This is a genomic window from Streptomyces sp. NPDC004539 (assembly GCF_040610055.1).
Classification (GTDB): Bacteria; Actinomycetota; Actinomycetes; order Streptomycetales; family Streptomycetaceae; genus Streptomyces.
On the sequence record NZ_JBEXLS010000006.1, the window covers coordinates 437,861 to 464,608 of the forward strand.

Annotated in this window: 30 protein-coding genes and 1 pseudogene; 20 read left to right on the plus strand and 11 right to left on the minus strand. The window is 72.2% G+C overall.

Translation table 11 applies throughout. The features are described from left to right. The first annotated feature begins 4 nt into the window (after positions 1 to 4). A pseudogene (locus tag ABZX85_RS16155) lies at positions 5 to 685 on the plus strand (SMI1/KNR4 family protein). Here the strand turns inward: ABZX85_RS16155 and ABZX85_RS16160 are convergent. Continuing rightward, complete coding sequence (locus ABZX85_RS16160; RefSeq protein ID WP_355867815.1) at positions 618 to 1,235, minus strand: hypothetical protein; 618 nt, start codon at positions 1,233 to 1,235, stop codon at positions 618 to 620. The pseudogene ABZX85_RS16155 and the gene ABZX85_RS16160 overlap by 68 nt on opposite strands. Before the next feature lie 121 nt (positions 1,236 to 1,356). Between ABZX85_RS16160 and ABZX85_RS16165 the strand changes: the two genes are divergently transcribed. From ABZX85_RS16165 to ABZX85_RS16190, 6 genes are all read left to right on the plus strand, one after another. Next, a complete protein-coding gene (locus tag ABZX85_RS16165) occupies positions 1,357 to 2,031 on the plus strand; it encodes a 2-phosphosulfolactate phosphatase (protein WP_355867817.1) in 675 nt (224 codons plus the stop codon). A gap of 33 nt (positions 2,032 to 2,064) precedes the next feature. Continuing rightward, positions 2,065 to 2,676, plus strand: coding sequence for a TetR/AcrR family transcriptional regulator (locus ABZX85_RS16170; RefSeq protein WP_355867820.1), 612 nt, complete (start codon positions 2,065 to 2,067; stop codon positions 2,674 to 2,676). 26 nt (positions 2,677 to 2,702) lie between these two features. After that, positions 2,703 to 3,749 (plus strand): EamA family transporter, encoded by a 1,047-nt coding sequence (locus tag ABZX85_RS16175; RefSeq protein WP_355867823.1) that lies wholly within the window; start codon positions 2,703 to 2,705, stop codon positions 3,747 to 3,749. 100 nt (positions 3,750 to 3,849) lie between these two features. After that, a complete protein-coding gene (locus ABZX85_RS16180) occupies positions 3,850 to 4,527 on the plus strand; it encodes a TetR family transcriptional regulator (protein WP_355867826.1) in 678 nt (225 codons plus the stop codon). A 145-nt stretch (positions 4,528 to 4,672) separates the two neighbouring features. Further along, positions 4,673 to 5,677 (plus strand): LacI family DNA-binding transcriptional regulator, encoded by a 1,005-nt coding sequence (locus ABZX85_RS16185; protein ID WP_355867829.1) that lies wholly within the window; start codon positions 4,673 to 4,675, stop codon positions 5,675 to 5,677. Between the two features lie 82 nt (positions 5,678 to 5,759). Beyond that, on the plus strand, positions 5,760 to 7,571 hold the full coding sequence (locus ABZX85_RS16190; protein ID WP_355867832.1) for an RICIN domain-containing protein: 1,812 nt from the start codon (positions 5,760 to 5,762) through the stop codon (positions 7,569 to 7,571). A 10-nt stretch (positions 7,572 to 7,581) separates the two neighbouring features. Here the strand turns inward: ABZX85_RS16190 and ABZX85_RS16195 are convergent, their stop codons facing one another. Then, positions 7,582 to 8,202, minus strand: a complete 621-nt coding sequence (locus ABZX85_RS16195; RefSeq protein ID WP_355867835.1) for an XRE family transcriptional regulator — start codon at positions 8,200 to 8,202, stop codon at positions 7,582 to 7,584. 108 nt (positions 8,203 to 8,310) lie between these two features. Here ABZX85_RS16195 and ABZX85_RS16200 point away from each other — a divergent pair, with 108 nt between their 5' ends. The 3 genes from ABZX85_RS16200 (at position 8,311) to ABZX85_RS16210 (ending at position 11,770) form a co-directional block, all read left to right on the plus strand. Further along, a complete protein-coding gene (locus ABZX85_RS16200; RefSeq protein ID WP_355867838.1) occupies positions 8,311 to 9,093 on the plus strand; it encodes an IclR family transcriptional regulator in 783 nt (260 codons plus the stop codon). Positions 9,094 to 9,187: 94 nt separating this feature from the next. Further along, positions 9,188 to 11,203, plus strand: coding sequence for an NADPH-dependent 2,4-dienoyl-CoA reductase (locus ABZX85_RS16205; protein ID WP_355867841.1), 2,016 nt, complete (start codon positions 9,188 to 9,190; stop codon positions 11,201 to 11,203). 21 nt (positions 11,204 to 11,224) lie between these two features. Continuing rightward, on the plus strand, positions 11,225 to 11,770 hold the full coding sequence (locus ABZX85_RS16210) for a helix-turn-helix transcriptional regulator (protein WP_355867844.1): 546 nt from the start codon (positions 11,225 to 11,227) through the stop codon (positions 11,768 to 11,770). 1 nt (position 11,771) lies between these two features. On the opposite strand, the gene ABZX85_RS16215 is transcribed toward ABZX85_RS16210, so the two are convergent. Continuing rightward, positions 11,772 to 12,293: a hypothetical protein gene (locus ABZX85_RS16215; protein ID WP_355867847.1), complete on the minus strand. Its 522-nt coding sequence runs from the start codon at positions 12,291 to 12,293 to the stop codon at positions 11,772 to 11,774. A gap of 443 nt (positions 12,294 to 12,736) precedes the next feature. On the opposite strand from ABZX85_RS16215, the gene ABZX85_RS16220 reads away from it, so the two are divergent. Then, positions 12,737 to 13,417 (plus strand): glycoside hydrolase family 75 protein, encoded by a 681-nt coding sequence (locus ABZX85_RS16220; RefSeq protein ID WP_355867850.1) that lies wholly within the window; start codon positions 12,737 to 12,739, stop codon positions 13,415 to 13,417. Here the strand turns inward: ABZX85_RS16220 and ABZX85_RS16225 are convergent. The 6 genes from ABZX85_RS16225 to ABZX85_RS16250 all read right to left on the minus strand — a co-directional run bounded on the left by ABZX85_RS16225 (position 13,414) and on the right by ABZX85_RS16250 (position 17,977). Further along, positions 13,414 to 14,580, minus strand: coding sequence for a macrolide family glycosyltransferase (locus ABZX85_RS16225; protein ID WP_355867853.1), 1,167 nt, complete (start codon positions 14,578 to 14,580; stop codon positions 13,414 to 13,416). The two genes, ABZX85_RS16220 and ABZX85_RS16225, sit on opposite strands and share 4 nt — an antisense overlap. Before the next feature lie 167 nt (positions 14,581 to 14,747). Beyond that, positions 14,748 to 15,383: a CatB-related O-acetyltransferase gene (locus tag ABZX85_RS16230; RefSeq protein ID WP_355867856.1), complete on the minus strand. Its 636-nt coding sequence runs from the start codon at positions 15,381 to 15,383 to the stop codon at positions 14,748 to 14,750. Positions 15,384 to 15,454: 71 nt separating this feature from the next. Beyond that, positions 15,455 to 15,862 (minus strand): dihydroxyacetone kinase phosphoryl donor subunit DhaM, encoded by a 408-nt coding sequence (gene dhaM, locus ABZX85_RS16235; protein WP_355867859.1) that lies wholly within the window; start codon positions 15,860 to 15,862, stop codon positions 15,455 to 15,457. Next, positions 15,859 to 16,485 carry a dihydroxyacetone kinase subunit DhaL gene (gene dhaL / locus ABZX85_RS16240; RefSeq protein ID WP_355867861.1) on the minus strand — a complete coding sequence of 209 codons (627 nt, stop codon included), beginning with the start codon at positions 16,483 to 16,485 and terminating at the stop codon, positions 15,859 to 15,861. Before dhaL ends, dhaM begins: the two co-directional genes overlap by 4 nt. A 9-nt stretch (positions 16,486 to 16,494) precedes the next feature. Then, positions 16,495 to 17,487, minus strand: coding sequence for a dihydroxyacetone kinase subunit DhaK (dhaK, locus tag ABZX85_RS16245; RefSeq protein ID WP_355867864.1), 993 nt, complete (start codon positions 17,485 to 17,487; stop codon positions 16,495 to 16,497). A 118-nt stretch (positions 17,488 to 17,605) separates the two neighbouring features. Further along, a complete protein-coding gene (locus ABZX85_RS16250; protein ID WP_355867866.1) occupies positions 17,606 to 17,977 on the minus strand; it encodes a DUF4333 domain-containing protein in 372 nt (123 codons plus the stop codon). A 65-nt stretch (positions 17,978 to 18,042) separates the two neighbouring features. Here ABZX85_RS16250 and ABZX85_RS16255 point away from each other — a divergent pair, with 65 nt between their 5' ends. The 3 genes from ABZX85_RS16255 to ABZX85_RS16265 all read left to right on the plus strand — a co-directional run bounded on the left by ABZX85_RS16255 (position 18,043) and on the right by ABZX85_RS16265 (position 20,689). After that, positions 18,043 to 19,182 (plus strand): histidine kinase, encoded by a 1,140-nt coding sequence (locus ABZX85_RS16255; protein ID WP_355867868.1) that lies wholly within the window; start codon positions 18,043 to 18,045, stop codon positions 19,180 to 19,182. A gap of 49 nt (positions 19,183 to 19,231) precedes the next feature. Continuing rightward, a complete protein-coding gene (locus tag ABZX85_RS16260; RefSeq protein WP_355867871.1) occupies positions 19,232 to 19,741 on the plus strand; it encodes a MarR family transcriptional regulator in 510 nt (169 codons plus the stop codon). A gap of 180 nt (positions 19,742 to 19,921) precedes the next feature. After that, on the plus strand, positions 19,922 to 20,689 hold the full coding sequence (locus ABZX85_RS16265) for a class III extradiol ring-cleavage dioxygenase (protein ID WP_355867950.1): 768 nt from the start codon (positions 19,922 to 19,924) through the stop codon (positions 20,687 to 20,689). Here the strand turns inward: ABZX85_RS16265 and ABZX85_RS16270 are convergent. Beyond that, positions 20,686 to 21,024, minus strand: a complete 339-nt coding sequence (locus ABZX85_RS16270; RefSeq protein WP_355867874.1) for a hypothetical protein — start codon at positions 21,022 to 21,024, stop codon at positions 20,686 to 20,688. The two genes, ABZX85_RS16265 and ABZX85_RS16270, sit on opposite strands and share 4 nt — an antisense overlap. A 192-nt stretch (positions 21,025 to 21,216) precedes the next feature. Here ABZX85_RS16270 and fahA point away from each other — a divergent pair, with 192 nt between their 5' ends. Beyond that, positions 21,217 to 22,401 carry a fumarylacetoacetase gene (fahA, locus tag ABZX85_RS16275; protein WP_355867877.1) on the plus strand — a complete coding sequence of 395 codons (1,185 nt, stop codon included), beginning with the start codon at positions 21,217 to 21,219 and terminating at the stop codon, positions 22,399 to 22,401. 94 nt (positions 22,402 to 22,495) lie between these two features. Here the strand turns inward: fahA and ABZX85_RS16280 are convergent, their stop codons facing one another. Then, complete coding sequence (locus ABZX85_RS16280) at positions 22,496 to 23,656, minus strand: phytanoyl-CoA dioxygenase family protein (protein WP_355867880.1); 1,161 nt, start codon at positions 23,654 to 23,656, stop codon at positions 22,496 to 22,498. A 108-nt stretch (positions 23,657 to 23,764) separates the two neighbouring features. Between ABZX85_RS16280 and ABZX85_RS16285 the strand changes: the two genes are divergently transcribed. From ABZX85_RS16285 to ABZX85_RS16305, 5 genes are all read left to right on the plus strand, one after another. Next, a complete protein-coding gene (locus tag ABZX85_RS16285; protein WP_355867883.1) occupies positions 23,765 to 24,808 on the plus strand; it encodes a LacI family DNA-binding transcriptional regulator in 1,044 nt (347 codons plus the stop codon). Positions 24,809 to 24,882: 74 nt separating this feature from the next. Continuing rightward, a complete protein-coding gene (locus ABZX85_RS16290) occupies positions 24,883 to 25,296 on the plus strand; it encodes a DUF6069 family protein (RefSeq protein ID WP_355867886.1) in 414 nt (137 codons plus the stop codon). Positions 25,297 to 25,305: 9 nt separating this feature from the next. After that, positions 25,306 to 25,962: a maleylpyruvate isomerase N-terminal domain-containing protein gene (locus ABZX85_RS16295; RefSeq protein WP_355867888.1), complete on the plus strand. Its 657-nt coding sequence runs from the start codon at positions 25,306 to 25,308 to the stop codon at positions 25,960 to 25,962. Between the two features lie 52 nt (positions 25,963 to 26,014). Beyond that, positions 26,015 to 26,521: a MarR family transcriptional regulator gene (locus ABZX85_RS16300; RefSeq protein ID WP_355867891.1), complete on the plus strand. Its 507-nt coding sequence runs from the start codon at positions 26,015 to 26,017 to the stop codon at positions 26,519 to 26,521. Positions 26,522 to 26,665: 144 nt separating this feature from the next. Continuing rightward, positions 26,666 to 26,748, plus strand: an 83-nt coding sequence (locus ABZX85_RS16305; protein ID WP_355867953.1) for an NAD(P)-binding domain-containing protein, incomplete at its 3' end; no start/stop codon positions are given.

A 26,748-nucleotide genomic window follows, 5' to 3' on the forward strand; every position in this document is an offset into this window, starting at 1 on the left:
GGGCATGACTGATCAGTGGTGGGCGGGGATACGCGAGCGGGTCGCGGCGGCCGGTGCGGGGCCCGCGGGCGGCGAGGTGTTCGGGGCGCACGGACACAAGTGGGTCCTGGAGGACCCCCTCACCCCGGACGAACTCGCCGAACTGGAAGCCCAGGCGGGCACCCGGTTCCCGGAGGAGTACCGCGACTTCCTCCTCCACGTCGGCGCGGGCGGCGCCGGGCCCGCGTACGGCCTGTTCCCGGTCCGGCGCGCGGAGGGCCGCTGACACTGGGAGGGCGACGGGGCGGACATGACCGACCTCGCCAGACTCGCCGACCCGTTCCCCGACCAGGGCCCCGCCCCGCACGTCCTCGACGAAGTCCTCTCCCAATGCCCCGAAGAAGAGGACTTCGACGACCCCGACGCATTCGACGACGCCATGGAGTCCTGGGACGAACGCTGGGCCGCCCTCCTCTTCGCCCCCGACCGCACCACCGGCGCCGTCGTCCTCTCCCACCTCGGCTGCGCCCAACGCGAATGGCTGATCATCACCGGCACCCACCGAGGCACCGTCTGGTCCGACCCTCGAGCGGACGACACCGACCTCACCCCCCTCCTCGACCCCCACGGCACACCGCTCACCTTCGCCCGCTGGTACACGAACTGGCTGGAGAAGGCCGAACACACGGCCCTGAGGACACCGTAGATCGCCCCCCGCCCCGGCCTTTCGGACCTGCGGTGCGATCGGCCACGTCAGTACCAGCGGACCTGTCCGGCCGCCCCCTGATGCGTCCGAGCGGCATGGCGCAGAACACGCAGCGGGCCGTCGAGAAGCTCGTCCGCGTCGTGACCTGCTCGGCGTCGAGCAGGAACTCCCCGAACCACCCCGGCAGTCGTAGCGCCGCGTCGGGGCCCAGGGCGTACGCCAAGGCGGAGAAGGGGCCGGCCTTGCGCGCCGTGGCCGCGAACAGACCCTCCCCGACCTCGGACGGGAGCCGGTCGATGACGGCGTCGCGCAGTTGCTCGGCGTGGTCGGAGTCGTCGTGGCAACGGTCGAGGAACGTGCTCAACCGGTGTGCGTCCTCATCGGCGCTCCGGTCGACGGCCGTGCTCGTCGACATGCTGAACAGCGACACCCGAACCTTGCTCCGCCACCAGGCCAGTTCCCCGGGCACGTCGCAGAACACCCGCTCCGGAGTCGGCGACGAACCCTGATTCGCGCCGTCCAGCAGATCCCTCACCTCGTGGTCAGGCATGGCGCCGACGATCCACACACCTGTGACGCTCAATTCCGCCCCCTCGCGCTCTTCTCGACTGCCGTCGCCACGGTAGGCGTCCGCCAGGAGGGCGGGGTCCGGCGTACGTGATCATGGGCGGATGGATACGCGATTCCTCGGTATACCCGAGCTGACCGAAACCCCGTCCGTGGCGGTCGTCATCGACGTCATGCGTGCGTACACGGTGGCCGCCTGGGCCTTCGCGCGGGGGGCGGAGAAGATCGTTCTCGCGGGGTCGCTGGACGAGGCGCTGGAGCTGAAGGGGCGGCACCCGGAGTGGGTGGCGTTGAAGGACGGTCCGCCCGCGCCGGGGTTCGACGCCGTCAACTCGCCGGGGATGCTGAGGTCCGTCGATCTGGGGGGACGGACCGTCGTGCAGAAGACCACGGCCGGCACGGTCGGCGCCCTGGCGGTCAAGGACGCCTCGCTGGTGCTGTGCGCGAGCTTCGTGGTCGCCGAGGCGACGGCAGGGGTCCTGCGGGCGCGGGGCGGCGAGAGCGTCACGTTCGTGGTCACCGGAGAGGACGGCCGGGCCGACGAGGACCTGGCGTGTGCGCAGTACATCGCGGGCAGAGTCACGGGCCGCGTGACCGACGCAGCCGACCACCTCCGTCGAGCGGCGGAGTCACGCGCGGCCACCGAACTGCGGGAAGGGGTGCGCGAAGGAGTCCACCCGGACGACGTGGCGCTCTGCCTCGAACTCGACCGGTTCCCCTTCGCGATGGCGGCGACCCCCGAGGACTCGCTCATGGTCCTGCGGCCACTCACTAATTAGGTAGACTGGTCTACCTAATTAGTGGAGGACGAGATGACTGGTTCGCCGGAACCCCGCAAACGGCGCGGCGCCGCGAGAGAACGGCTGCTCGCAGCCGCCGCCCGCCGCTTCTACGCGGACGGCGTCTCGGCGACCGGCATCGACGCGATCACCGCCGAGGCGGGCGTGGCGAAGATGAGCCTCTACAACAACTTCTCCTCGAAGTCGGACCTGGTCAGGGCATACCTCGACGCCCGCCACGAGGAGTGGCTCGCCCTGTACCGCCACCGCCTCGCGACGGCACGGGACGCGCGCGAAGGCGTCCTGGCCGTCTTCGACGCCTACGCCGATCACGCGAACTCGGCGTACGAGCACGGCTTCCGGGGCTGCGGCCTCCTCAACGCCGCCGCCGAACTCCCGGCCGGCGACGAGGGCCGGGACGTGGTGCGCCGGCACAAGGAGGAGGTCGAGTCACTGCTCGCCGGACACCTGGAGGGTCTGCTGCCGGACGACCCCGAGCGGGCACGCCTGACGGCGGAGCACCTCGCGTTCCTGCTGGAGGGCGCGACGGCCCGCGCGGGACTCGAAGGCGCCGGAACCCGCCTCGACCACGCCCGCACGATGGCCGCCGACCTGCTGGACCGACTGCGAGCGGATCGGCCGTGAACGGACCAGCCCTGAACGGAGCGACCGTGCGGGCACCCGCCGTGAGAGGCCCCGGCACCCTCTGCGTCCTCCTCGCAGCAGTCCTCTGGGGCACCACCGGCACCGCCGCGACCTTCGCCCCGGACGTCGGCCCCCTCGCGATCGGCGCCGTGGCCATGGGACTCGGCGGCCTGCTGCAAGCGCTCGTCGCCGCCCCGCACCTGCGCCGAGCGGCACCGGCGCTGCGGGCGCGACGCGGTGTCGTCCTGCTCGGCGCCCTCTCGGTCGCGGTCTACCCCCTCGCGTTCTACAGCTCCATGCACCTGGCCGGCGTCGCCACCGGCACCGTCGTGACGATCGGCTCGGCCCCCCTCGCCTCGGCCCTCGTCGAGCGGATCATGGACGGCCGCCGCCTCACCCGCCGCTGGACGGCCGGCGCCGCCCTCGGCCTGACGGGAACGGTCCTGCTGTGCGCGGCGGAAGCGGCCCAGACATCCGCCCAGACATCCGCCCACGCATCCGTACACGCATCCGTACACGCCTCCCCCCACACACTCGCCGCCACAACCCCCGTCACCGACGCCACCTCCCCGACCGCGACCGTCCTCGGCGTCGCCCTCGGCCTCCTCGCCGGACTGACCTACGCCCTGTACTCCTGGGCGGCACACCGCCTGATCAGCCGGGGTACCGGCTCCGCCGCCGCCATGGGCGCCGTCTTCGGGCTCGGCGGCCTCCTGCTGGTGCCGGTCCTGCTGGCGACCGGTGCCCCCCTGCTCGACTCCTGGTCCAACGCGGCCGTCGGCACGTACATGGCCCTCGTCCCCATGTTCCTCGGCTACGTCCTCTTCGGCTGGGGCCTCGCCCACGTACCCGCGAGCACCGCGACGACGCTGACCCTCCTCGAACCCGCCGTCGCCGCCGTGCTCGCGGTCGCCGTGGTCGGCGAACGGCTGCCCCCGCTGGGCTGGGCCGGCGTCGCCCTGGTCGTCGGCTGCCTCGTGGTCCTCACGGCACCGGCCGGGCGCCGGAAGGAGCCGCGGGGCACGGAGACCACCGCACCCGGACGCCGTCCCGTCACCGAGCGCACGCACTGACCGGACCGGGCCCGCGCATTGCGTACGCTTGCCGCGTCCGCCCCGCCCACCAGGCCGGGGACCGTACGGCCTGGGGGACGGGCCGTCGCGGAAGAACGTGATGTCCCGGAACGAGGCGGTGGTGATGGGCGGCAGGACGAGGCGGGACGAACAGGTCACCGCGACGCGCGAGGCGCTGCTGGACGCGGCGGAGCGGCTGTTCGCCGAGCACGGCGTCCACGCGGTGGCCAACCGCCAGATCTCCGTGGCGGCGAGGCAGGGCAACAACGCGGCGGTGAGCTACCACTTCGGCACGAAGATCGACCTGGTCCGCGCCCTCGTCCGCCGGCACGCCGAGGGGATCGAGGCGTTCCGCCGCGCGATGCTGGACGACCTCGGCGACCCCGCCGGCCTGCGGGAGTGGGTCGGCTGTGCCGTCCACCCCGTCGTCCGCCACATCGAGTCGCTGGGCACCCCGAGCTGGTACGGCCGGTTCCTCGCCCAGATCACGGCCGACCCGGCGCTGCGCGAGATCGTCACCGAGGAGTCCGGCGCCGTCTCGCCGTCGACGCTGGAACTCCACGCCGGCCTGCTCCGCTGTCTGCCCGAACTCCCCATCGAGGTGCACGAGGAGCGCGCCGCCATGACCCGGCACCTCATCACCCAGATGGTCGCCGAACGCGAACGGGCCCTCGCCGACGGCACCCCGACCGCCCGCCGGAGCTGGCACGGCACGGCCGAAGGGCTGGTCGACGCGATCGTCGCGGTGTGGCAGGCGCCGGTGACGGCCGGCGGCTGACGGCACCCGCGCGGCCCCGTCGCCCCGCCCGGACCGGCCGAGCCGAGGCGAACCGGTTCGAGCGTCCTTGCGCGAGGCATTGACAGGTGTCCCCGGCGCTTCTAACTTCCCTCACGCGAACCGGTTCGACATCCAAGGAGTGCCCGTGAACATCGGTGAGATCGCCCGGCGGGCCGGTGTCTCCCGGAGCACCGTCTCGTACGCCCTCAGCGGCAAGCGCCCGGTCTCGGAGGACACCCGCCACAAGATCCAGCGGGTCATCGACGAACTCGGCTACCGCCCCAACGCCAGCGCCCGCGCCCTCGCCAACGGCCGCACCAACACCATCGGCCTCGCCTTCCCGCCCGCAGGCGACCACTACACCGGCATGCAGCTCGACTTCATCGGCAGTGTCGTCGAGGCGGCGGCGGCCCACGACCACGACGTCCTCCTCTCCCCGGGAGGCGTCGACAGCGACCGCTCCTTCCAACGTCTGCTGGGGGAGCGGCGTGTGGACGGCGCGATCCTCATGGAGATCAAGCTGGCGGACGACCGCGTCGACCACCTCGCCGACCTGGGCTTCCCCGCCGTCACCATCGGCCGCACCGCCCGCCCCGAGCGCGACTGGTGGGTGGCCCTCGACCACACGACCCTGGCGGCGGCCTGCGTCCACCACCTCGCCGACCTCGGCCACCGCCGGATCGCCTTCGTCAACCGCCCCGAACACCTCCTGCGCTCCGGCTACGAGTCCGCCCACCGGGGTCTGGAGGGCTTCACGAAGGCCGCCGCCGAGCGGGGCCTGACGGTCCGTTCGTACTGCTGCGGCGACGACGCGGCCTCCGGCGAGGCGTGCGTGGAGCGGATGCTGTACGACGATCCCGCGACCACCGCTCTCGTCACCCTCAACGAGGCCGCGCTCGGCGGTCTCTACCGAGGACTCGCGCACGCCGGACGCCACGTCCCGCGCGACTTCTCCCTCACCGGCATCGTCGCCGCCCGCTGGGCCGAGACCGTCACCCCGCAGCTCACCGCCGCCGACGTCCCGGCCGCGCACATGGGCCGGCTGGCGGTGGACCTCCTCATCGAACGCCTCGGCGACGCGGACGCGCCCCCGCGCCACCACTTCCTGACCCCGCCGATCTCACTCCGCGCGAGCACGGGCCCCGCCTGAGCCCAGCCCCACCGCCCGACCGGTACGCCGCTCGGCGTACCTGTCTGGCATGCCCATGACATCCGATGGAAGGAGACCCGTCATGCACGTGCCCCGCACCCCCCTCATCACCACCGCACTAGCCGCCCTCCTCGCCCTCGCACTCCCCACCGCCCCCGCCCAGGCCGCCGACACCACCGTCACCGTCGACTTCGCCACCGCAGGCGGTGCCCCCACCTACCACGCCTCCGGAACCCTCTACGGCATGACCGAGAACGGCACCCTCCCGCAGGACCACTTCTACAAGGACATCAAGTGGAAGTTCGAGCGGGCCGGCGGCGCCCAGCTCGACAGCCCCGGCGGCTGGGTGGCCGGCAAGTACGACCGCCGCTGGAACGCCACCCTCGCCCAGTACCGCCGCACCAAGTCCCTCGGCGGCACCTTCGTCATCCTCCCGCACGACATCTGGGGCGCCGACGGCACCACCACCCCCAGATTCCCCGGCGACGGCGGCGACTGGTCCGACTTCGACGCCTTCTACACCCGCCTCCTCGCCGACGTGAAGGCCGCCGGCGCCACCGACATGCAGTGGGACATCTGGAACGAACCCGACTGCAATCTCTTCTGGGGCTCGGGCCAGCCCCAGTACCTGGAGATGTGGAAACGGGCCTACCAGAAGATCCGTACGGCGATCCCCGGCGCCGTCGTCGTCGGCGCGAGCACCTGCGGCCGGCCGACCTCCGGCAACACCTGGTGGAACACGTACCTGGACTACGTGAAGGCCAACAACGTCCAGCCCGACGTCTACAGCTGGCACGACCTTCCCGGCGACCCCGTCGCCGACGGCGACTCCCTCAGGGCCAAGCTCAACGCCCGCGCGCTGACGACGAGCCGCCCCTTCCAGGTCAACGAGTACGCGGGCAGCAACGAGCAGACCCCCGGACGCGGCGGCTGGTACATCTCCCGTCTGGAGCGGGCCGGCGCGGACGGGCTGCGCGCCAACTGGGCGGGCGGCGCGAACCTGCACGACTTCGCGGCCAGGCTGCTGACGAAGTCCGGGAGCCAGTACCTGCCGCTGGGGGAGTGGTTCCTCTACCGCTACTACGGCTCACAGACCGGCAACATCGTCAAGGTCACGCCCGGCACCAACACCGACGCCCTCGCCACCAAGGACAACGGCGCCCGCAACGCGAAGATCCTGCTCGGCAGCAACGGCAACACGGGGAACGTCACCGTGAGCCTCGGCCGCCTCGACACCACGTCCGTCGTCGAGAACGGGCGCGTGCGCGCGGTCGTCCAGCGCGTCCCGAACAACGGGGGCGGCGCGGTCACCGGTCCCGTCACCGTCTCCGACCAGCAGCTCACCGTCAGCGGCAACACGGCGTCCGTGACCGTGCCGTGGACCGACGCGGCCGACGGATACACCGTGACCCTGCTGCCGCCGTCCAATGCGACGGTGTCGACCACCGCCGTCGTCCAGCACAGCGGACAGTGCCTCGACGACACGAACCTCTCCACCGCCGACGGCACGCAGTACCAGCAGTACCCCTGCGAGGGCGGCTACCAGCAGATGCTGGACCTCAAGCCGGTCACCGGACGCGCGAACACGTACACCGTCGTCAACGAGCTGAGCGGGAAGTGCCTGGACGTCGCGAACGCGTCGACCGCCGACGGCGCGGCCGTCCAGCAGTACGCCTGCAACGGCGGCACGAACCAGATGTTCACCCTGAACCCCGTGAGCGCGCTCGGCAACGCCAAGGACCGCCAGCTGGTCGCCGTGCACAGCGGGAAGTGCGTCGACGTGAGCGGCGTGTCCACCGCGGCGGGCGCGAAGGTCCACCAGTGGACGTGCGACGCCGCGAGCGCGCTGCCGAACAAGCGGAACCAGATCTGGCGGTTGCAGGGACTGGGGTGACGGCACGGCGTCAGCCGACCGTCGGCCCGCCCTTGATGACCGTCGCGCTGATCTGCCGTACCTGAGGAAGCGTCGTCACCATGTGCGCGACGACCCGGTCCGTCAGGCAGACGTGCCGGTGCGGGATGTCGCCGGGGAAGCGCGCGAAGTCCCCGGCGGCCAGGTCGACCGGCTCGGTGAGCGGCCCGGTGCGCAGCTTGCCGGTGATGACGTAGACGTGGTGCAGGGTGCCCGGGGCGTGCGGGGCGATGGGCTCGGGCTGGCCCGCCGCACGCTCCAGGCGCAGGACGAGGGTGCGGACGTACCCCGAGCCGTACACCTCGTCGAGGAGGCGCTCGGACCAGTTCCCGGAGGCCGCCCACTCGCCCTCGTCGTGGCGCTGGACGTAGACGGGGGTGCCCCACTCGGTGAGGAGTCTGCGGGCCGGGACGTCGAGCGCCGCGCCCAGCAGGGAGAGGGTCTCGACGGTCGGATTGCCGGAACCCTGCTCGATCTTGGAGAGCGTCTGCTTCGACAGCCCCGAGCGGCGGGCGAGTTCCCCGAGCGACATGGCCCGCTCCAGCCGGAAACGGCGGACATTCCGGGCGACCAGCTCGTTCTCGTGATGCAGGGCGTCACTTTTAATGTGCATGTCGTCAATGTTGACGGACGGGAGGCCGCCTGCCCATGCTTGTCACGTAAAGCTTTCCGAATGGTGCAATGAAATTGACGCCATCCCTCGAAGCCGGGGTGAAACGCCATGACCACCGCTCCCGAGGTCCGTGACGACCGGGCCGCCGTCGACAAGGCCATCAGCCTCCTCACCGCCTTCGGCGACCGGGGCAGCAGCGGCGTCGGCGTGAGCGAACTCGCGCGCCGGGCGCAGCTCAGCAAGTCCACCGCGTTCCGCCTGCTGGGCACCCTGGAGCGCAACGGCGTGGTGGAGCGCGTCGGCACCGACTACCGCCTCGGCGAGCGCCTGCACCAGCTCGGCCGCTCGGTCTACGCCCCCGACCACGAACACGTCCACGACCTCCTCCTCCCGCACCTGACGGACCTCTACGAACTCACCCGCCACACCTCCCACCTCGCCGTCCTGCACGGCACGGACGTCGTCTACCTCGCCAAGCTCTACGGCCACCGCCCCGCCCCCGTCCCCTCCCGCGTCGGCGGCCGGCTCCCCGCGCACGCGACGGCCGTCGGCAAGGTGATGCTCGCGTACGACGCGGAGGCCGCCGCCCAGGCGACCTCGGCCCCGCTGCACCGTTTCACCACGCGCACGATCGCCGACCCCGCCGACCTCTGCGCCGAACTCGACCGTGTCCGGTGCGACGGCATCGCCTACGACGACGAGGAGAGCCGCCCCGGCCTCAGCTGCGTCGCCGCCCCGGTCCTGGACCGCGCCGGGCGCCTCGTCGCCGCGCTCTCCGTCGCCGGCCGGCGCGGACACATCGACACCGTGCGGCTCGGGGCCGACGTCCGCCGGGTCGCGGCGGCGGCGTCCCGGACCTGGGCGGGGCACGGGCGGGTGGCCCGGGGCTGAGCCCCAGGCTGAGTCCCGCGGAGTTTTGCAACTAGTTGCATAATGGCGTCCGGCCCTCTACAACGGAAGGGCACACACTCCGAAGGAGGGCGCCATGAGCCGCTACCCGCATCTGCTGAGCCCGCTCGACCTGGGTTTCACCACGCTGCCCAACCGCGTCCTCATGGGCTCGATGCACGTCGGCCTGGAGGAGGCCGAGCGCGGCTTCGAGCGGATGGCCGCCTTCTACGCGGAACGGGCGCGCGGGGGAGTGGGCCTCATCGTCACCGGCGGCATCGCCCCCAACGACGAGGGACGCCCGTACCCGGGAGGCGCCAAGCTCACCACCGACGAAGAGGCGGACCGGCACCGGGCGGTCACCGACGCCGTACACGCCGAAGGGGGCCGGATCGCCCTCCAGATCCTGCACTTCGGCCGGTATGCCTACCACGCCGACCTCGTCGCCCCCAGCGCGGTGAAAGCCCCGATCAGCCCCCACGCGCCCCGCGAACTGACCGCCGCCGAGGTCGAGCGGACCATCGACGACTACGTCCGCACCGCCCGCCTCGCCCGCGCCGCCGGATACGACGGCGTCGAGATCATGGGCTCCGAGGGCTACCTGATCAACGAGTTCGTGGCCGCCCCCACCAACCACCGCACCGACGAGTGGGGCGGCACCTACGAGAACCGCATGCGGTTCCCCGTCGAGATCGTCCGGCGCGTCCGCGAGGCCGTCGGCGAGGACTTCATCCTGATCTACCGGCTCTCCATGCTCGACCTCGTCCCCGGCGGCTCCACCTTCGACGAGGTCGTCACCCTCGCCAAGGCCGTCGAGGCGGCCGGCGCCACCCTCATCAACACCGGCATCGGCTGGCACGAGGCCCGCATCCCGACCATCGCGACGTCGGTGCCGCGCGGCGCGTACACGTTCGTCACGAAGAAGCTCATGGGCGAGGTGACGGTGCCCCTCGTCACCACCAACCGCATCAACACCCCCGAACTCGCCGAGGAGTTGCTCGCCGAGGGCGTCGCCGACATGGTCTCCATGGCCCGCCCGATGCTCGCCGACCCCGAGTTCGTCAACAAGGCCGCCGCCGGCACCCCCGAGGCCATCAACACCTGCATCGGCTGCAACCAGGCGTGCCTGGACCACACGTTCAGCGGGAAGATCACCTCCTGCCTGGTCAACCCCCGCGCCTGCCACGAGACCGAACTGACCCTGTCCCTGACCCGCCTGCGCAAACGCGTCGCGGTCGTCGGCGCGGGCCCCGCCGGACTGGCCTGCGCGGTCACGGCAGCCCAACGCGGCCACCACGTCACCTTGTTCGACGCCGCGACCGACATCGGCGGCCAGCTCAACATCGCCCGCAAGGTCCCCGGCAAGCAGGAGTTCGACGAGACGATCCGCTACTACCGCCACCAGTTGACGGTGCATCAGGTCGACCTCCGGCTCAACACCCGTATCGAGGCGGACGACTTGACCGGTTACGACGAGATCGTGGTCGCCACCGGAGTCGTCCCCCGCGTCCCCGACCTCGACGGCGTCGACCACCCCAGCGTCCTCGGCTACCTCGACGTCCTGCGCGACGACGCCCCCGTCGGCGACCGGGTCGCGATCCTCGGCGCCGGCGGCATCGGCTTCGACGTCGCCGAACACCTCACCGACAGCGGCGACAAGGCCCACGAGAACCCGGCGGCCTACTTCCGCGCCTGGGGCGTCGACCCCGGCCACACCACCCCCGGCGGCCTCACCGCCCCCCACCGCCCCACCCCGCCGCGCACGGTCCACCTGCTCCAGCGCAAGACCACCAAGGTCGGCGCCGGCCTCGGCAAGACCACCGGCTGGATTCACCGCACCGAACTCAAGCACCGAGGCGTCACCATGACCCCCGGCGCCACCTACGACCGCGTCGACGACACGGGCCTGCACATCACGGTCGACGGCCACAGCACCGTCCTGGAGGTCGACACCGTCGTCCTGTGCACCGGCCAGGAACCCCGCCGCGACCTGTACGACGCGCTGCTGGCGGCGGGCCGCACCCCGCACCTGATCGGAGGCGCGGACGTCGCCGCCGAGCTGGACGCGAAACGGGCCATCAAACAGGGCACGGAGATCGCGGCGGCGCTGTGACCCCCTCCCTAGGATGACCGCATGTCACTCCCGCACGCGATCCTCACCGCCCTGCTCGAAAAGCCGTCCTCGGGGCTGGAGCTGACCCGCCGGTTCGACCGGTCGATCGGATACTTCTGGTCGGCCACGCACCAGCAGATCTACCGCGAGCTGGGGAAACTGGAGGCGGAGGGCCACATCCGCACCCTCCCCTCCGAAGCCCCCGCCCGCGGCCAGAAGAAGTCCTACGAGGTCCTCCCCGACGGCCGCGCCGAACTCGCCCGCTGGACCGCCGGACCCCAGGACCCCAAACCCCACCGCGACGCCACCCTCCTGCGCCTGCGCGCCGCCGCCGTCGTCGGCACCGCCGGCCTCGCCGCCGACCTCACCCGCCATCTCGACCTGCACCGGCGCCAGTTGGCCGAGTACGAGGAGATCGAGGCCCGCGACTTCCCGTCCGGGGACGACGACAGCGCGCAGGCCAGGCTGCAACACCTGGTCCTGCGCGCCGGAATCGAACTGGAGACGTTCTGGACGAGCTGGCTCACCCAGGCCCTCGCCGAACTCCCCGCCGAGGAAAACCCCTGACTCAGAGCCGGTACGGCCGCCTGCGCCGCCGCAGGAACCAGCCCGCCGCCAGCACCCCCAGCCCGGTCAGCGCCCCGCCCGCCGCCAGGGTCACCGTCCCGTAGTCCTCGATCCCGCCCCCGAGCCCGCCGAGGACCCCTCGCGTGGGGGCCGTGGTCGACGAGGCGGTGGGGGACGACGCGGCCGACACGATGATCGTCTGGGAACCGGCGTTACGGCCGTCGGCGCAGCGGACCATCACCGTGTAGGTGCCGACGCTGACGCTCGTCCACGCCGCCGACTGGCTCACCGTCGTCCCCGACAGCGCCACCTGGCGGCCCTGGCCGAAGCTCGTCTGGCTGCTGGTCAGCAGGGAGGCGGTGCCGTAGCTGCCGCTCACCTGGGTCGTGCAGGTGCTGGTCACCACCGAGACCGTCGACCCCGTCGTACTCACCGAGATCCCGGCGGCGAACGCCGGTCCCGCGGCCAGCGCGACGGCCGCCGCGGTCGCCCCGGTGCCGACGAGAAACTGAAGTGTGCGCATCGGATGCCCTCCCGGCGGCACGGTCGGCGGTTACTCCGCCGGGGATCGGGTACGGCCGTGCTGCCTCAGACGAAGCCAAGACGCCCCCGGCGCCGCCCGCACCCCGGCAGCCGCCGGGCAGGTGACGGATTCCTTCGTACGGCCCAACGCGCCACCCCGCGCCGGACCGCCGGAGGGCTTCCGTATGCTGAGTTCCTCGACGGCCGAACTCTCCATCGGAATCCGTGAGTTCGAGCCGGTGGCGCGGACCGCTGTCGTCGCTGATCCCGCGCCGGCGTGGGCGGCCGGGAGGCCGGTGCCGAGGACGGCGCCGGCCCCCGCCCCCTGTCGGACCGTCAGACCGCGTGCACCGTACGGCCCCCTTGAGGTGGCCGAAGGGACGGACCGGCACCAGATTGACCTGAGTGTCCGTCAAAGTCCCCCCGCGGAGAGGGTTTCTCTACGTGCGTCCCCAGTCGTTGACACTCGCCGCCGCCTGCCTCGCCCTGCTGGCCCCCACCTCGCCCGCCGTCCCCCAGGCGTTCGGCCTCCCCACCCCGGACGGCCCCGTCGAGGCGGCGGACCTGCTGGCCAAGGTGCGCGACTGCGACCCCGTCTCACGCGGCAGGTACCGCCTCGACGACGGGGCGCCGCGCACCGTCCCCGTCTGCGGGACCCGCGACGCCGTCTTCTGGAAGGCCGACATGGACATCGACTGCGACGGGCGCCCCGGCCGCCACTGCAACCGGGACGCCGACCCCCTGTTCGCGCCGACCACCGCCTTCCAGCAGTCCGACGGACGCCAGCTCAGCGCCGAGACGCTGCCCTACATCGTCGTCCCGATGAAGAGCGCCGTCTGGAACCACCGGGACAGCGGCGTGCACGCCGGGTCCGTCGCCGCCGTGATCTACCGGGGCCGGGTCCAGTACGCCGTGGTCGGCGACACCGGACCCGACGACATCATCGGCGAAGCCTCCTACGCCACCGCCAAGGCCCTCGGGATTCCGGCCGACCCGCGCGGCGGGGGCGTGGCCTCGGGCGTCACCTACATCGTCTTCAAGGACTCACGGGTCAAGCCGATCGAGGACGAGGAGGAGGCGGTGGCGATGGGGGAGAGGCTGGCGAAGCTGTTCGTGCGGAACTAGAGCAGCTCCTCCACGAGATCGGCCGCGCGGCTCGTTCCTCCCTCCGAGCGGGCCGTCGCCCGCAGCTCCGCCGACCTGCGGGCCACCTCCGGGTCGCCGGTCAGCTCCAGCAGGGCGCCGCGAAGCGCCTGAGCCGTCGCGTCCGCCGTGTCGAGGCGGCGCGCGATCCCCAGCTCCACCAGGCGGTCCGCGTTCATGAACTGCTCGGCGCCCTGCGGCACGGCGATCATCGGGACCCCGGCGAGGAGGCACTCGCCGCAGCCGCCCATGCCCGCGTGGGTGACGAACGCGTCGGCCCGCTCCAGGATCGCGCGCTGCGCCACCCACGAGTGGACCTCGACGTTCGCCGGGATCTCCCCGAGGACGGCCGGGTCGGTGTACTTCCCGATCTGGAGGACGACGTGCCAGCCCGGCAGGTCACCGAAGGCCGCGAGGCACTGCCGGTAGAACTCGGGCTGCCGGGTGAACGCCGAGCCGAGGGAGACGAGGAGGACGTTCTCCGCGTGCGCCGGACGCGCCCACTCCTCCTCGGCCGGGTCGAAGCAGGGCCCCACGAACGTGACGGTGGACGTGTCGACCCGGTCCGCCTGCGGCTGCATCGCCCGCGTGATCGTCGCGACCGTGTGCGCCGGACGGCCCGCGAACTCCTCCATGGTGGGCGTGGACGCCCCGCACTCCTTGAGCCACGCGTCGAACCGCGCCCGGTACGCGTCCGCTCCCGGCAGCTCCCAGATGTGCGCGGCGACCTCCGTGTCGTACCCCTCCCAGGCCACGAACGTCGGGGACAGCTGCATCAGGGGGCGGTGCTGGGACTCGGCGAGGGCGCGGGCCGCGTACGCGCCGATGTCGTACAGGTAGAGGTCGGCCGGGTCATCGTCGTAGGCGGCGCGCAGTTGCGGGAGGGCCTGGATCGCGTCGTCCAGGAACACGGACATCGCGCCGACCGTGTCCTCGGGCCAGTCGTTGTCGGCGACCGGGAGGACGGAGGTGTACGGGACCAGCTCGGCGCCGGTCGGCTCGACGAGGTGGGCGACGGCGGGGTCGTTCGCGTAGGTCACGCGGTGGCCGCGGGCGACCAGCTCACGGATCACGTCGAGGCTGGGCAGGACGTGACTGACGGCGGGGATGCCGACCATCGCGACATGGGCACGGCGACGGGACATGGACGATCACACTCGTTTCAGGTCTACGGAGACTTGCTGAGGACACGACGGAGCGCGGCCCGGCGGCATCGCGCGGGGCGCTGTGAGGGGTCGTGTCAGCCGTAGAGCTGAAGGAAGCCGTACATGGGACCGACCTTAGTGCGGTCGTGTGCCGTCCCGCATCCGGATTACGGCGCCGCCGCCTCCAGGTCGTCCACACTCCCCGACATGACCGTCCGGACGTGCGCGGTGAGGTGCTCCAGCGGCCAGTCCCACCAGGCCAGCGCCAGCAGCCGGGCCACGTCTGTCTCGCTGAACCGGGTACGGATCAGGCGGGCCGGGTTGCCGCCGACGATGCCGTAGTCGGGGACGTCGGAGGTGACGACGGAGCCGGTCGCGACGATCGCGCCGTGCCCGATCCGCACCCCGGGCATCACGGTCACGCCGTGCCCGAGCCACACGTCGTTGCCGACGACCGTGTCACCCCGGTTCGGCAGCCCGGTCAGCAGGTCGAAATGGTCGGCCCAGGCGCCGCCCATCGTCGGGAACGGGAACGTGGAGGGGCCGTCCTGGCGGTGGTTGGCGCCGTTCATGATGAAGCGGACGCCCGTCGCGAAGGCGCAGAACCGGCCGATGACGAGGCGCTCCGGGCCGTAGTGGTACAGCACGTTCCGCGTCTCGAAGGCCGTCGCGTCGTCCGGGTCGTCGTAGTACGAGAATTCCCCGACCTCGATCAACGGGGACGTCACCAGCGGTTTGAGCAGGACGACGCGCGGCTGGCCGGGCATCGGGTGCAGCGTGTCCGGGTCGGGGAGCACAGGCATGGCGGACTCTCTCTCGGGGGCCGGCGGGTTCCACCCATGATCGTGCGCGCAACCCCCGCCGGCCCACCGAATTACACCTTGCGGTACGCGTACGCCTCCCCGGCCGCCGCCTCCACGGCCGTCAGATCCGCGCCGGTCGCCGCCGTCACCGCCGCCGCGATCGCCCCCTCGACGAAGGGCGCGTCCAGCAGCCGGATGTCGTGCGGGAGTTCGTCGTCCTCCAGCAGCGCCTTGACGGTCAGGACGGCGCTCCCCAGATCGGCGAGGACCGCGACCCCCGCGCCCCGGTCGACCTCGGCGGCGGCCCGCGCGATCAGGCCGGCGCTGGTCCCGAACCCGCCGTCCTCGGTCCCCCCGGCGGCGGCCACCGGCACGTCCGTGCCGTCACCGACCAGACCGCGCGCCAGGTCCGCGACGGACTCGGCGACGGCACCGCTGTGCGAGACCAGGACGATCCCGACGAGTTTCCGCTCGCTCATGAACTGCTGTCCTCCCCTTGGCTGTCGGCTCCCCGAGCCGCTTCGAGCGCCGCGATCAGCAGCGCCGCCGAGGTCGCCCCCGGGTCCTGATGCCCCACACTGCGCTCGCCGAGATAACTCGCGCGCCCCTTGCGCGCCTGGAGCGGCACGGTCGCCTCCGCCCCCTGCTCGGCCGCGACCCGCGCCGCCGCGAACCCGGCGTCCAGCGCCTCCACGGCCGGCAGCAGCGCGTCGATCATCGTCTTGTCGCCCGGCGCGGCCCCGCCGAGCTGCATCACGGCCTGCACACCCGCCCTGAGCGCCGCCGCGAACTCGGCCTCGCTCACCTCGGGCGCGTCCCCGAGCGCCTTGCCGGTACCGCGCAGCAGCGTTCCGTACAGCGGCCCCGACGCCCCGCCGACGGTCGAGATGAGCTGCCGCCCGGCGAGCTGGAGGACGGCGCGCGGCGTCGCGGGCTCCTCCTTCTCCAGGACGGCCGTCACCGCCGTGAACCCGCGCCGCAGGTTGGCGCCGTGATCGGCGTCCCCGATGGGCGAGTCCAGCTCGGTGAGCCGGTCGGCCTCACGGTCGACGGAGGCGGCGGCCGTCGTCAGCCAGCGACGGAAGAAATCGGCGTCCAGCATGACGGCTCCTCACATGCCCCAGCGCAGCCCGGCCGTACTGACCGGCGCTTTCCACAGCCGCAGCAGCTCCTCGTCGATCTGGCACAGCGTGACGGACGCGCCCGCCATGTCCAGCGAGGTGACGTAGTTGCCGACCAGCGTGTGCGCGACCGAGACCCCGCGCTGCCCCAGGACGCGCTGCACCTCGGCGTTGAAGCCGTACAGCTCCAGGAGCGGCGTCGACCCCATCCCGTTGACCAGGACGAGGACCGGGTTGCGGGGGTTCATGTCCTCCAGGATCGCGTTCACCGCGAAGTCGGCGATCTCCCCGGACGTCATCATCGCCCGCCGCTCGCGGCCCGGTTCGCCGTGGATGCCGATGCCGAGCTCCAGCTCGCCCGCCGGCAGGTCGAAGGTCGGGGAGCCCTTGGCGGGGGTGGTGCAGGCGCTCAGCGCGACGCCGAAGCTGCGGGAGTTCTCGTTCACCTGCCGGGCGATCGCCTCGACGCGCTCCAGCGGCTGCCCCTCGTCCGCCGCCGCGCCCGCGATCTTCTCCACGAACAGGGTCGCGCCGGTACCGCGCCGGCCCGCCGTGTAGAGGCTGTCGGTGACCGCCACGTCGTCGTTGACGAGGACCTTCGCGACCTGGATGCCCTCGTCCTCGGCGAGTTCGGCCGCCATGTCGAAGTTGAGGACGTCCCCCGTGTAGTTCTTCACGATGAACAGCACCCCCGCCCCGCTGTCCACGGCCGCCGCCGCCCGCACCATCTGATCCGGCACCGGGGACGTGAAGACCTCGCCCGGACACGCCGCCGACAGCATCCCCGGCCCCACGAAACCGCCGTGCAGCGGCTCGTGCCCCGAGCCGCCGCCCGACACCAGCGCCACCTTTCCGGCGACCGGCGCGTCCCGCCGCACGATCACCCGGTTCTCCACGTCCACGACCAGCTCGGGATGGGCGGCGGCCATTCCCCGCAACGCGTCGGTGACCACGGTCTCCGGAACGTTGATCAGCATCCTCATGGCGAGTCCTCCTGGTGAGCTGTGCGCCTGCGTCCCACTCGATTATCGGTCCAGGTGGCGGACCACTCGGAGACTAACGGGCGACGTCACGCTTTGTCGTCGGGAGCGACCGAGGCGCTCAACGGTGGAACTTCCAGGTGATGTGGGAGTCCGTCGCGTTGACGACGGTGACCGGGATGTCGACCACCGTCCCGTCGCCCCGGCGCCCGGTGCACGTCATCCGCGTCCCGGCGACCGCGAGGAGCGGCCCCGGGCACCGCACGTCATGGACCCGCAGGCCCACCCACGGCAGCGGGTGGTACAGGCTCTGCGTCCGACCGGCGACGATGTTCGGCGCGAGGGCCTTGCGCCCGTCGACCATGACCGTGTCGAACGAGTCCAGCCCCGTGGTCGACTCGGTGGTCGAGAGGGCGCGCGAGCCGAACACCCCGACGACGAGGACGACGGCCGCTCCGGCGACGGCGCCGCCGACGAACCTGCTGTCCGGCACAGACGGTCTCCCAACGCGTTCGCGGACTCGGAAAGTACCAGTTCACCCCCGCTACGGTGAGCGCCATGAGAACCACCGTCCGGGGCTTCGCGGTCGGCGCCCTGCTCGCGGCGGCCTTCCTCGACCTCGCGATCGTCCGCGCGGTCGGCGCCGCTCTCCCGCTGCCCGCCCTGGTCCTGGCCACCGGCCTCACCGCCACCCTCTGGCCCGCCGCCTCCCGCCCGCCCCGGCTCACCACCGAACTGCGTACGGCCGTCCCCGCGCTGCTGTCCCTGCTCTACACGGCGACAGCGCTGCTCCGGCACCGGGTCGTCCCCTTCGGCCCCGGCGAGATCGCGCTGCTGCTGTGCCTGCTGTACCTCGCGGTACGCCACGCCCCGGCGCGCTGGGCCGTGCTCTGCGCGGCGCTGGACGCGGGGGCGCTGCTCGCGACGCCCGCCCGGTACTTCCGTACGCCGTGGTCGGGGGACGAGGGGCCGGTGTATCTGGTGGCCGGCGTGCTGCTGGCCGGCCTCACCGCCGGGTTCGCCGGGTATCTGCGGTTCCTGGACTTCCGGCGGGCCGCCGCCCTCGCCGAGACGCGCCGCGAGGAACGCGTGGCGATCGCGGCCGACCTCCACGACTTCGTGGCGCATCACGTGACCGGCATCCTCGTCCAGACGCAGATGGCCCGCATGATGGCGGCCGGCGACCGCACGAGGCTCGACCCCGTCCTCGGCGGCATCCAGGACGCCGCCACCGAGGCGCTCGCGTCGATGCGGCGCACGGTCGGCGTCCTGCGCGAGAACGACCCCGTCGCGCACCGGCCGGTCGGCGATCTCGCCGGGATCAGGGAGCTGACCGCCGGGTTCGCCGGTCCGAGGGTCGTCCTGCGCCGGGACGGCGCCGTGCGCGACGATCTGCCGCACGAGATCCAGGCCGCCGCCTACCGGGTCGTCCAGGAGTCCCTGACGAACGTGCGGCGGCACGCGGGGGACGCCGGGGAGGTCGTCGTCGGGCTGCGGCTCGCGGGGGCGGCGCTGGAGGTCAGCGTCACCGACGACGGGCGCGGCGGGGTACGGCTCCCGGACGAGGCGCGGGGCGGGGGGTTCGGGCTGGTGGGGCTGCGGGAGCGGGTCGGGGCGCTGGGCGGGGAGCTGTCGGCGGGGCCGGGGGAGGCGGGGTGGCGGGTGCGGGCGCTGCTGCCGGTGGGTGGGGTCCTGTGACGTGAAGGGTCAAGTGAAGTCACTTGACCCTTCAAGTTAAGCTGGGGTCATGAGCGCAGACGACACGCCCTGGCTGGACGCCGAGGAGCAGGAGACCTGGACGGCGCTGGTCGGGCTGATGACCCAGCTCCCGGGCGCCCTCGACACCCAGTTGCAGCGCGACGCCGGGATCAGCCACTTCGAGTACCAGGTCCTCGCCGGGCTGTCGATGTCCCCCGGCCGCACCCTGCGCATGAGCGTCCTCGCCGACTTCGCCGTCGGCTCCCTCTCCCGCCTCTCCCACACCGTCAAACGCCTCGAACGACAGGGCTGGGTACGGCGGACGACCGACCCCGGCGACGGGCGCTGCACCCTCGCCGTCCTCACCGACAGTGGCTGGGACAAGGTCGTCGCCACCGCGCCGGGGCATGTCGCGGAGGTGCGGCGGCTGGTGTTCGGGCCGCTGACGAAGGCTCAGCAGCGGAATCTGCGGGAGGCGGGGCGGCGGGTGAACGAGGCGGTGCGGCCCGGGGGCATGGCGGGGGCGACCGGGATCGGGGAGTCGGCCATCGCGCCCTGAAGCGTCGTCAGGCCGCCGCCGTCGTACCCCGAAGCCCTCCCTCTCCTTCTCCTCTTAGAAAGGCCCTTCATGTCCTCCGTCCTCAACCCCGCCATACCCGCCGGTGCGTACGACGCCTTCCTCCCCGAGGCGCTGGCCGGGGCCCGTGCGCAGCGTGAGTGGACCCCCGCCGACGGCCCCCTGCCCGCGCTCTACCTCAGCCACGGCGCGCCGCCCCTCTTCGACGACGGCCCCTGGCTGAGGGAGCTGTTCACGTGGGCGCAGCGCCTCCCGAAGCCCAAGTCGATCCTGATCGTCTCCGCGCACTGGGAGAACGCCCCCCTCGCGATCACCGCCTCCGCCGCCCACACCCCGCTCGTGTACGACTTCGGCGGCTTCCACCCCCGCTACTACCGGATGCGGTACGACACCCCGGACGCGACCGCGCTGGCCCACCGGATCGCCGCGACCATGCCCGACGGCGAACCGCTCCACCAGCACACGAAGCGGGGCCTGGACCACGGCGCGTGGGTGCCGCTGATGGCGATGTACCCCCTCGCCGACATCCCCGTCCTGCAACTCTCCCTGCCGACCCACGACCCGGCGAAGCTGATGGACATCGGCCGCCGGCTCGCCGGACTGCGCGCGGAGGGCACGCTCGTCATCGGCTCGGGATTCATGACGCACGGCCTGCCGTTCATCACCCGCGAGATGATCGAGGGCACCGTCCCCGCCTGGTCCGCCGACTTCGACCACTGGGCCGCCGAGGCCCTCGACCGGGGCGACGTCGACGAACTCGCCGCGTACGCCACCCGCGCGCCCGGCATGCCGTACGCCCACCCCACCCCGGACCACTTCCTGCCGATCTTCGTCACGCTCGGCAGCGCGGACGACCCGCAGGGGGCCGTCCGCACCGCCGTCGACGGCTTCATGATGGGATTCGCGAAGCGGTCGTTCGAACTGGCCTAGGTCTGGATCTCGACCGGGCCCTCGTCGTAGACGGTGATGTCCACGCAGATGTAGATCGGCTCGTCCCAGGCGACGTGGACGACCCAGCCGACGCCCTGGTTCGGGTCCCACGGGGACCCGTGCGGGGCGATGTTGGTGACCCACACGTCGGCCGAGCCGATGAACCGCTTGCGGTCGGAGCCGGCGAAGCCGCCGTTCGGGTCGCTGCGATCGGGTACGTACTCGCAGGCCGTCACGTTGACGACGGAGTTGCTCGTGATGGCGGCCCAGTTGAGGTTGCACGGGACGCGGCCGTTCATCGGGTCCCGGTAGTACAGGCGGATGTGCTGGGGCATGGGACCACCCCTTCCGTTTCCATGGATGCTGGAACAGTGCTCCTCCATCGTGGAGTGCGCTCAAATGAGCGGCAAATCGATCATGTGAGCAGTGTTGGTCTCCGTGGGGCCGCCTTGACGACCCCCGGGGCGCGACCTAGCGTGCGGTGATCACGCGGGCCGGTCCGCGTGACGCCGGCAGAAAGGTCCGTCATGCGGCTCTCCGTACCGGACGACTCCCTCTTCGGGTCCGCCAACCTGCCCTACGGCGTCTACTCCCGCCCCGGCACCGCGCCCCGCGTCGCCACCCGGTACGGCGACCACGTCGTCGACCTCGCGCTGCTCCTCGGCGACGACGTCTTCGCGGCGCCCTCGCTCAATCCGTTCATGGCGCAGGGGCACGAACGCTGGGCGGCTGTCCGCGCGGCGCTCACCGACGCGCTCGCCGGGGACGTCCCTCCCGAGGCCGTCCACCCCCTCGCGGACGTCACTCTCCACCTTCCCTTCGAGGTCGCCGACTACGTCGACTTCTTCGCCTCCGAGCATCACGCGGCCAACCTCGGCCGGCTCTTCCGGCCCGACAACCCCGAGCCGCTCCTGCCCAACTGGAAGCATCTGCCGGTCGGTTACCACGGCCGCTCCGCCTCGATCGTCGTCTCCGGGACGGACGTCGTACGGCCCCACGGGCAGCGCAAGGCGCCCGGTGATCCGGCGCCCGTCTTCGGGCCGTCGGTGCGGCTGGACATCGAGGCGGAGCTGGGTTTCGTGGTGGGCACCGGCAATCCCATGGGTGAGCCGATCCCCGTCGCGGACGCCGAGTCCCACCTCTTCGGCGTGGTCCTCTTCAACGACTGGTCCGCGCGTGACATCCAGGCGTGGGAGTACGTCCCTCTCGGGCCCAACCTCGGCAAGTCCTTCGCCTCGACGGTCTCGGCGTGGGTCGTGCCGCTGCTCGCGCTGACCGGGGCGAAGGTGCCCACGCCGGTCCAGGAGCCGGCCGTCCTTCCCTACCTCGCGCTGGACGAGCCCTGGGGGCTCGATGTCGGCCTGGAGATCGAGTGGAACGGGGAGGTCGTCTCCCGGCCGCCGTACTCCGCGATGTACTGGTCTCCGGCGCAGATGCTGGCGCACCTCACCGTGAACGGGGCGCCCACCCGCACCGGCGACCTCTTCGCCTCCGGCACGGTCTCCGGGCCGTCGAAGGGGGAGCGTGGGGCGTTCATCGAGCTGACGTGGGGCGGGGCGGAGCCGGTGACTGTCGCGGGGGAGGTGCGGACGTTCCTGGAGGACGGGGACGAGGTGGTGATTCGGGCCAGCGCGCCGGGGGTCGGCGGGGGGCGGATCGGGTTCGGGGAGGCTCGGGGGAGGGTGGTGGCGGGGGAGTGGACGGGTGGGTGAGTGGCCGACTGGCCAAGTGGCTCAGCCACTCGACCACCAGCCCACCGAACCGCCACCCCGGCGACCGGTCGCCCCGCCCCGCCCACCCCACCCCTCAGCTCAACCGCCTCTCCGCCCCCGCCCGCAGCTCCTTCCGCAGCCGATCCCCCCGCCACCCCTCCACGACCGCCTCCCACAGCGTGTCCGCCTGGGACGGCGGGGCCAGGCCCGCCACCGGCGGGTCGAGGTCGAGGTTGGTCGGGAAGGGGTACCCCTCGGCGGTCGCGGCGACGACCCGCCGCAGCCAGTCCTCGGAGACACCCTCGGAACGGCGGCGCAGCAGGACGGGGAAGAGGGCGTTCGCCATGGCCTCGCGGTCCACCGACTCCATCGCCCGCCCGAACGGCGAGGAGATCTGAAGGAGGTTGGCCATCCGGCGGATGTCCGCGGACCGGTTGTGGCCGGCGGCGTGGAAGAGCGCCGGGTTGAAGAAGACGGCGTCCCCCTTGACCAGCGGAAGCTGGACGTGCCGGGCCTCGAAGTACTCCACGAACTCCGGGAGCCGCCAGGCCAGATACCCCGGCTCGAACTTCTGCGAGTGGGGGAGATAGAGCGTCGGCCCGGACTCCACCGGCATGTCGCAGTGCGCCACCGCCCCCTGGAGGGTCAGCACCGGCGAGAGCCGATGGACATGAGCCGGATACCCCGCCGCCCGCTCCTGCGCGAGGAACCCGAGGTGGTAGTCGCGGTGCACACTCTGCGCCGCCCCACCCGGATTGACGACATTGACCTGCGAGGTCACCTGATACCCCGGCCCGAGCCAGGCCCCGGCGACCAACGCCAGCACCTCGTTCGCGTAGTAGTCGGCGAACACCTCCGGCTCCCGCAGCGCCAGCTTGTCCAGCGCGTTCCACACCCGGTCGTTCGCACCGGGCTTCGCGAAGTGATCACCCCGCGCACTCCCACCCGCCCGCTCCTCCTCGATCAGCGCACGGAACGCGTCGGAGGCCCGGTCCACGATCGCGTGGTCGGGAAAGGCGCCCTTCAGGACGACGATCCCGGGCCCGTCCAGCAGCGCCCGCACCAACTCGCCCTGGACCGCGCGCCGTCCGGCCCCGGTGAGCCCGCGCAGCCCCTCCGCGTCGTACAGCAGGACGTTGCTCTCGACACCGGCGGCGGAGGGGTACGCGGCGGTGTCGGTGTCGCGCTCGACGAGCGAGCGGAACGCGTCGAGGTCGCAGTCGGCCTCGGTCAGCCAGGTGGCCTGGGGGGACATAAGGGTCCTTTCGCCGTGCTTGCCTTTCCGCCAGTCTTGAGGGCGTCAATCCATCAGGCAATGCCCGACAATGAATCAAAAGTCCATCATCGACGTCCGGGACACCTCATGCGCCACCCCTACCCCATCAGGGAGATCGCCCGCCAGGCCGGGCTGAGCACCGCCACGGTCGACCGCGTCCTGAACGGCCGGGGCAACGTCCGCGAGAGCACCGTCCGAGAGGTGCACGCGGCGATCGAGGACCTGGACCGCCAGCGCGACCAGGTCCGCATCGGCAGCCGTACGTTCATGCTGGACATCGTCATGCAGGCCCCGGAACGGTTCTCGACGGCCGTCCGCGAGGCCCTGGAGGCGGAGCTGCCGTCGCTGTACCCGGCGGTCGTCCGCTCCCGTTTCCACTTCCGCGAGACCGGCACGGCCGCCGAACTCGCCGCCGCCCTCGACCGGATCGCGCGACGCGGCACGCAGGGCGTGATCCTCAAGGCCCCGGACGCCCCCGAAGTCGTGGCTGCCGTCGGACGGCTCGCCGAGGCCGGGATTCCGGTCGTCACCCTGGTCACCGACCTGCCCGGCAGCGCCCGCGCCGCCTATGTCGGCATCGACAACCGGGCCGCCGGAGCCACGGCCGCCTACCTCCTCCAGCAGTGGCTCGGCGACCGCCCCGGAAACGTCCTCACGACCATCAGCCGGGCCTCCTTCCGGGGCGAGGAGGAGCGCGAGATGGGCTTCCGCAGCGAGATGAGGCTCGCGGCACCCCGCCGCGCCCTCGTCGAGGTCACCGACAGCGACGGACTCGACGCCACCCAGCGCGACCTGGTCCTGGAGGCGCTGCGCCGCGACGAGGACATCGTCGCTGTCTACTCGATGGGCGGCGGCAACCTCGCCACCCTCGACGCGTTCGACGCCCTCGGCAGGCGGTGCGCGGTGTTCGTCGCGCACGACCTGGACCACGACAACTCCCGCCTCCTGCGGGCCCGTCGCCTCTCCGCCGTCCTCCACCACGACCTCCACCAGGACATGCGCCGCGCCTGCCAGGCCGTCATGCGCGCCCAGGGCGCCCTGCCGGACGACGGGCCGGTGCCGCCGTCCGCGATCCAGGTCGTGACCCCGCTCAACCTGCCGCCCGGCGCCGGAGAACCGACAGTGGGTTGAAGTTTCAAACGAATACCGGGAGACTGGCTCTCGCTTGAGAGTTCAAACGTCTATCGTCGTCCCCGGGAGCCCTCGTGTCCGTCACCACCGAAGCCGTCGCCGTCCGCCGAGGCCCGCTCGTCGTCGCGGGGGGAGTGCTCGGCGCGATCGTCGCCGCCTCGGCCATTAACGCGGTCATCGCCCTCGCCGCCCACGGCATCGGCGCCCCCGACGACTTCCAGCCCCTCAAGGCGTCCTCGTACATCTTCCTGACGACCGTCGGCCTCGTCGTCGGCGCGCTCGGCTGGGCCGCTGTGCGGGCGCGGGCGAACGACCCCGAGGCGCTCGTCCGCAAGCTCGTCCCGACGCTCGTCGTCGTGTCGTTCGTCCCCGACTTCCTGCTGTTCGGCGACGGCGGGGTGACCGGCGTCGTGGCCCTGCTGCTGATGCACGTCGCGGTCGCGGCCGTCGCCGTCGTCGCGTACCGGAAGGTCATGCCGCTGAAGTAGCGTGCCCGGATGGACCTCTTCACCCACACGTGGGCGGCGCTGCGGACGGCCGTCGCAGGGCTCCCCGACGAGGACTTCGCACGCCCCTCCGGGTGCACGGGATGGCTCGTCCGCGACCTGGTCTGCCACCTCGTGATCGACGCGCAGGACGTGCTGATCACCCTCGCCACACCGGCCGACACCGAGCCGACCCGGGACGCGGTCACCTACTGGCACGTCAGCGGCACCCCGCCGACCGGCGACGACCCGCTCGACGCGCTGACCGTCCGGCTGGCCGCCGCCTACGAGGACCCGGCGCTGCTCAAGTTCCACCTGGACGACGTCGGCTCGGCCGCCGGCCGCGCCGCCGCCCTGGCCCCGCCCGAACTCCGGGTCGCCACCCAGGACATGGTCCTCACCGCTCACGACTACCTCGGCGCGTACGTCCTGGAGTGGACCCTGCACCACCTCGACCTCGTCGCCCACCTCCCCGGCGCCGACGGGCCGCCCGCCGAAGGACTCGCCCGGACCCGGGAGATGCTGGAGCGGATCGCCGGAACACCGTTCCCGGCGTCCCTCTCCGACACGGACACGCTGCTGATCGGCACCGGGCGGCGTACGCCCACCCACTCCGAACGGTCCGCACTGGGAGAGACGGCCACCCGCCTGCCCCTCGTCCTCGGGTGAACGGGACCGGTCGTCGCAGGTGACGGGAAGGCGGCCGATTACCATCACGCCCATGGATGCGACGCCCCGCTGGCTGGACCCCGAGGAACGACGGGCGTGGCTCGCCTACGTCGAGTTCTCCACCCACCTCGCCGACCACCTCAACCGCCAGCTGCGCCGCGACGCGGGCATGGCCCACGCGGACTACGTCCTGCTGGCGTTCCTCTCCTCGGCCCCCGACCACCAGCTCACCATGTCCGAGCTGGCCGAACGCCTCAGGATCACCCGCAGCCGCCTCACCCACGCCGTCACCCGCCTCCAGGAGGCCGGTTACGTCGACCGCCGCGACTGCCCGAGCAACCGCCGCAACCAGCTCGCCGCCCTCACCCCCGAAGGTATGCGCCTCCTGGAGGAGGTCGCCCCCGGCCACGTAGAGGCGGTCCGCCAGGCGGTCTTCGACGCCCTCACACCGGACCAGGTCACCCAGCTCGCGGAGATCGGCGAGGCCATCAACGCGGCGCTCCACCGCATCGACGAGACCGGCGAACAGGAGCAGACGCTGCCCTGGCGGAGGCGATAGCGGACCAATTGATCGAGATGCGGGGCATAGATCCGATCATCGATGCTGTTTAGGCTTCTGAGGGGGCTCACCGGACGTACGAGCACCTCACGGGCGGCACGCCTGTGCCGCGATGAGTCGCATTCGATAGGGCAGGTACAGCACATGAGCGCTTCCGCATCGATCGGCGTGACCGGCCTCGGGGTCATGGGCCGTAACCTGGCGCGCAATTTCGCGCGTCATGGTTA

Excerpts from the sequence above, each read along its gene's own strand:
- ABZX85_RS16225 (WP_355867853.1), bottom strand. The coding sequence starts at position 14,580 with ATGTCCCGTCGCCGTGCCCATGTCGCGATGGTCGGCATCCCCGCCGTC.
- ABZX85_RS16170 (WP_355867820.1), top strand. The coding sequence starts at position 2,065 with ATGACTGGTTCGCCGGAACCCCGCAAACGGCGCGGCGCCGCGAGAGAA.
- ABZX85_RS16280 (WP_355867880.1), bottom strand. The coding sequence starts at position 23,656 with ATGTCCCCCCAGGCCACCTGGCTGACCGAGGCCGACTGCGACCTCGAC.
- ABZX85_RS16300 (WP_355867891.1), top strand. The coding sequence starts at position 26,015 with ATGGATGCGACGCCCCGCTGGCTGGACCCCGAGGAACGACGGGCGTGG.
- ABZX85_RS16230 (WP_355867856.1), bottom strand. The coding sequence starts at position 15,383 with ATGCCTGTGCTCCCCGACCCGGACACGCTGCACCCGATGCCCGGCCAG.
- ABZX85_RS16165 (WP_355867817.1), top strand. The coding sequence starts at position 1,357 with ATGGATACGCGATTCCTCGGTATACCCGAGCTGACCGAAACCCCGTCC.
- ABZX85_RS16255 (WP_355867868.1), top strand. The coding sequence starts at position 18,043 with ATGAGAACCACCGTCCGGGGCTTCGCGGTCGGCGCCCTGCTCGCGGCG.
- ABZX85_RS16210 (WP_355867844.1), top strand. The coding sequence starts at position 11,225 with ATGTCACTCCCGCACGCGATCCTCACCGCCCTGCTCGAAAAGCCGTCC.
- fahA (WP_355867877.1), top strand. The coding sequence starts at position 21,217 with ATGCGGCTCTCCGTACCGGACGACTCCCTCTTCGGGTCCGCCAACCTG.
- ABZX85_RS16180 (WP_355867826.1), top strand. The coding sequence starts at position 3,850 with ATGTCCCGGAACGAGGCGGTGGTGATGGGCGGCAGGACGAGGCGGGAC.
- dhaL (WP_355867861.1), bottom strand. The coding sequence starts at position 16,485 with ATGCTGGACGCCGATTTCTTCCGTCGCTGGCTGACGACGGCCGCCGCC.
- dhaM (WP_355867859.1), bottom strand. The coding sequence starts at position 15,862 with ATGAGCGAGCGGAAACTCGTCGGGATCGTCCTGGTCTCGCACAGCGGT.
- dhaK (WP_355867864.1), bottom strand. The coding sequence starts at position 17,487 with ATGAGGATGCTGATCAACGTTCCGGAGACCGTGGTCACCGACGCGTTG.
- ABZX85_RS16205 (WP_355867841.1), top strand. The coding sequence starts at position 9,188 with ATGAGCCGCTACCCGCATCTGCTGAGCCCGCTCGACCTGGGTTTCACC.
- ABZX85_RS16215 (WP_355867847.1), bottom strand. The coding sequence starts at position 12,293 with ATGCGCACACTTCAGTTTCTCGTCGGCACCGGGGCGACCGCGGCGGCC.
- ABZX85_RS16260 (WP_355867871.1), top strand. The coding sequence starts at position 19,232 with ATGAGCGCAGACGACACGCCCTGGCTGGACGCCGAGGAGCAGGAGACC.
- ABZX85_RS16195 (WP_355867835.1), bottom strand. The coding sequence starts at position 8,202 with ATGCACATTAAAAGTGACGCCCTGCATCACGAGAACGAGCTGGTCGCC.
- ABZX85_RS16190 (WP_355867832.1), top strand. The coding sequence starts at position 5,760 with ATGCACGTGCCCCGCACCCCCCTCATCACCACCGCACTAGCCGCCCTC.
- ABZX85_RS16160 (WP_355867815.1), bottom strand. The coding sequence starts at position 1,235 with ATGCCTGACCACGAGGTGAGGGATCTGCTGGACGGCGCGAATCAGGGT.
- ABZX85_RS16270 (WP_355867874.1), bottom strand. The coding sequence starts at position 21,024 with ATGCCCCAGCACATCCGCCTGTACTACCGGGACCCGATGAACGGCCGC.
- ABZX85_RS16285 (WP_355867883.1), top strand. The coding sequence starts at position 23,765 with ATGCGCCACCCCTACCCCATCAGGGAGATCGCCCGCCAGGCCGGGCTG.
- ABZX85_RS16200 (WP_355867838.1), top strand. The coding sequence starts at position 8,311 with ATGACCACCGCTCCCGAGGTCCGTGACGACCGGGCCGCCGTCGACAAG.
- ABZX85_RS16295 (WP_355867888.1), top strand. The coding sequence starts at position 25,306 with ATGGACCTCTTCACCCACACGTGGGCGGCGCTGCGGACGGCCGTCGCA.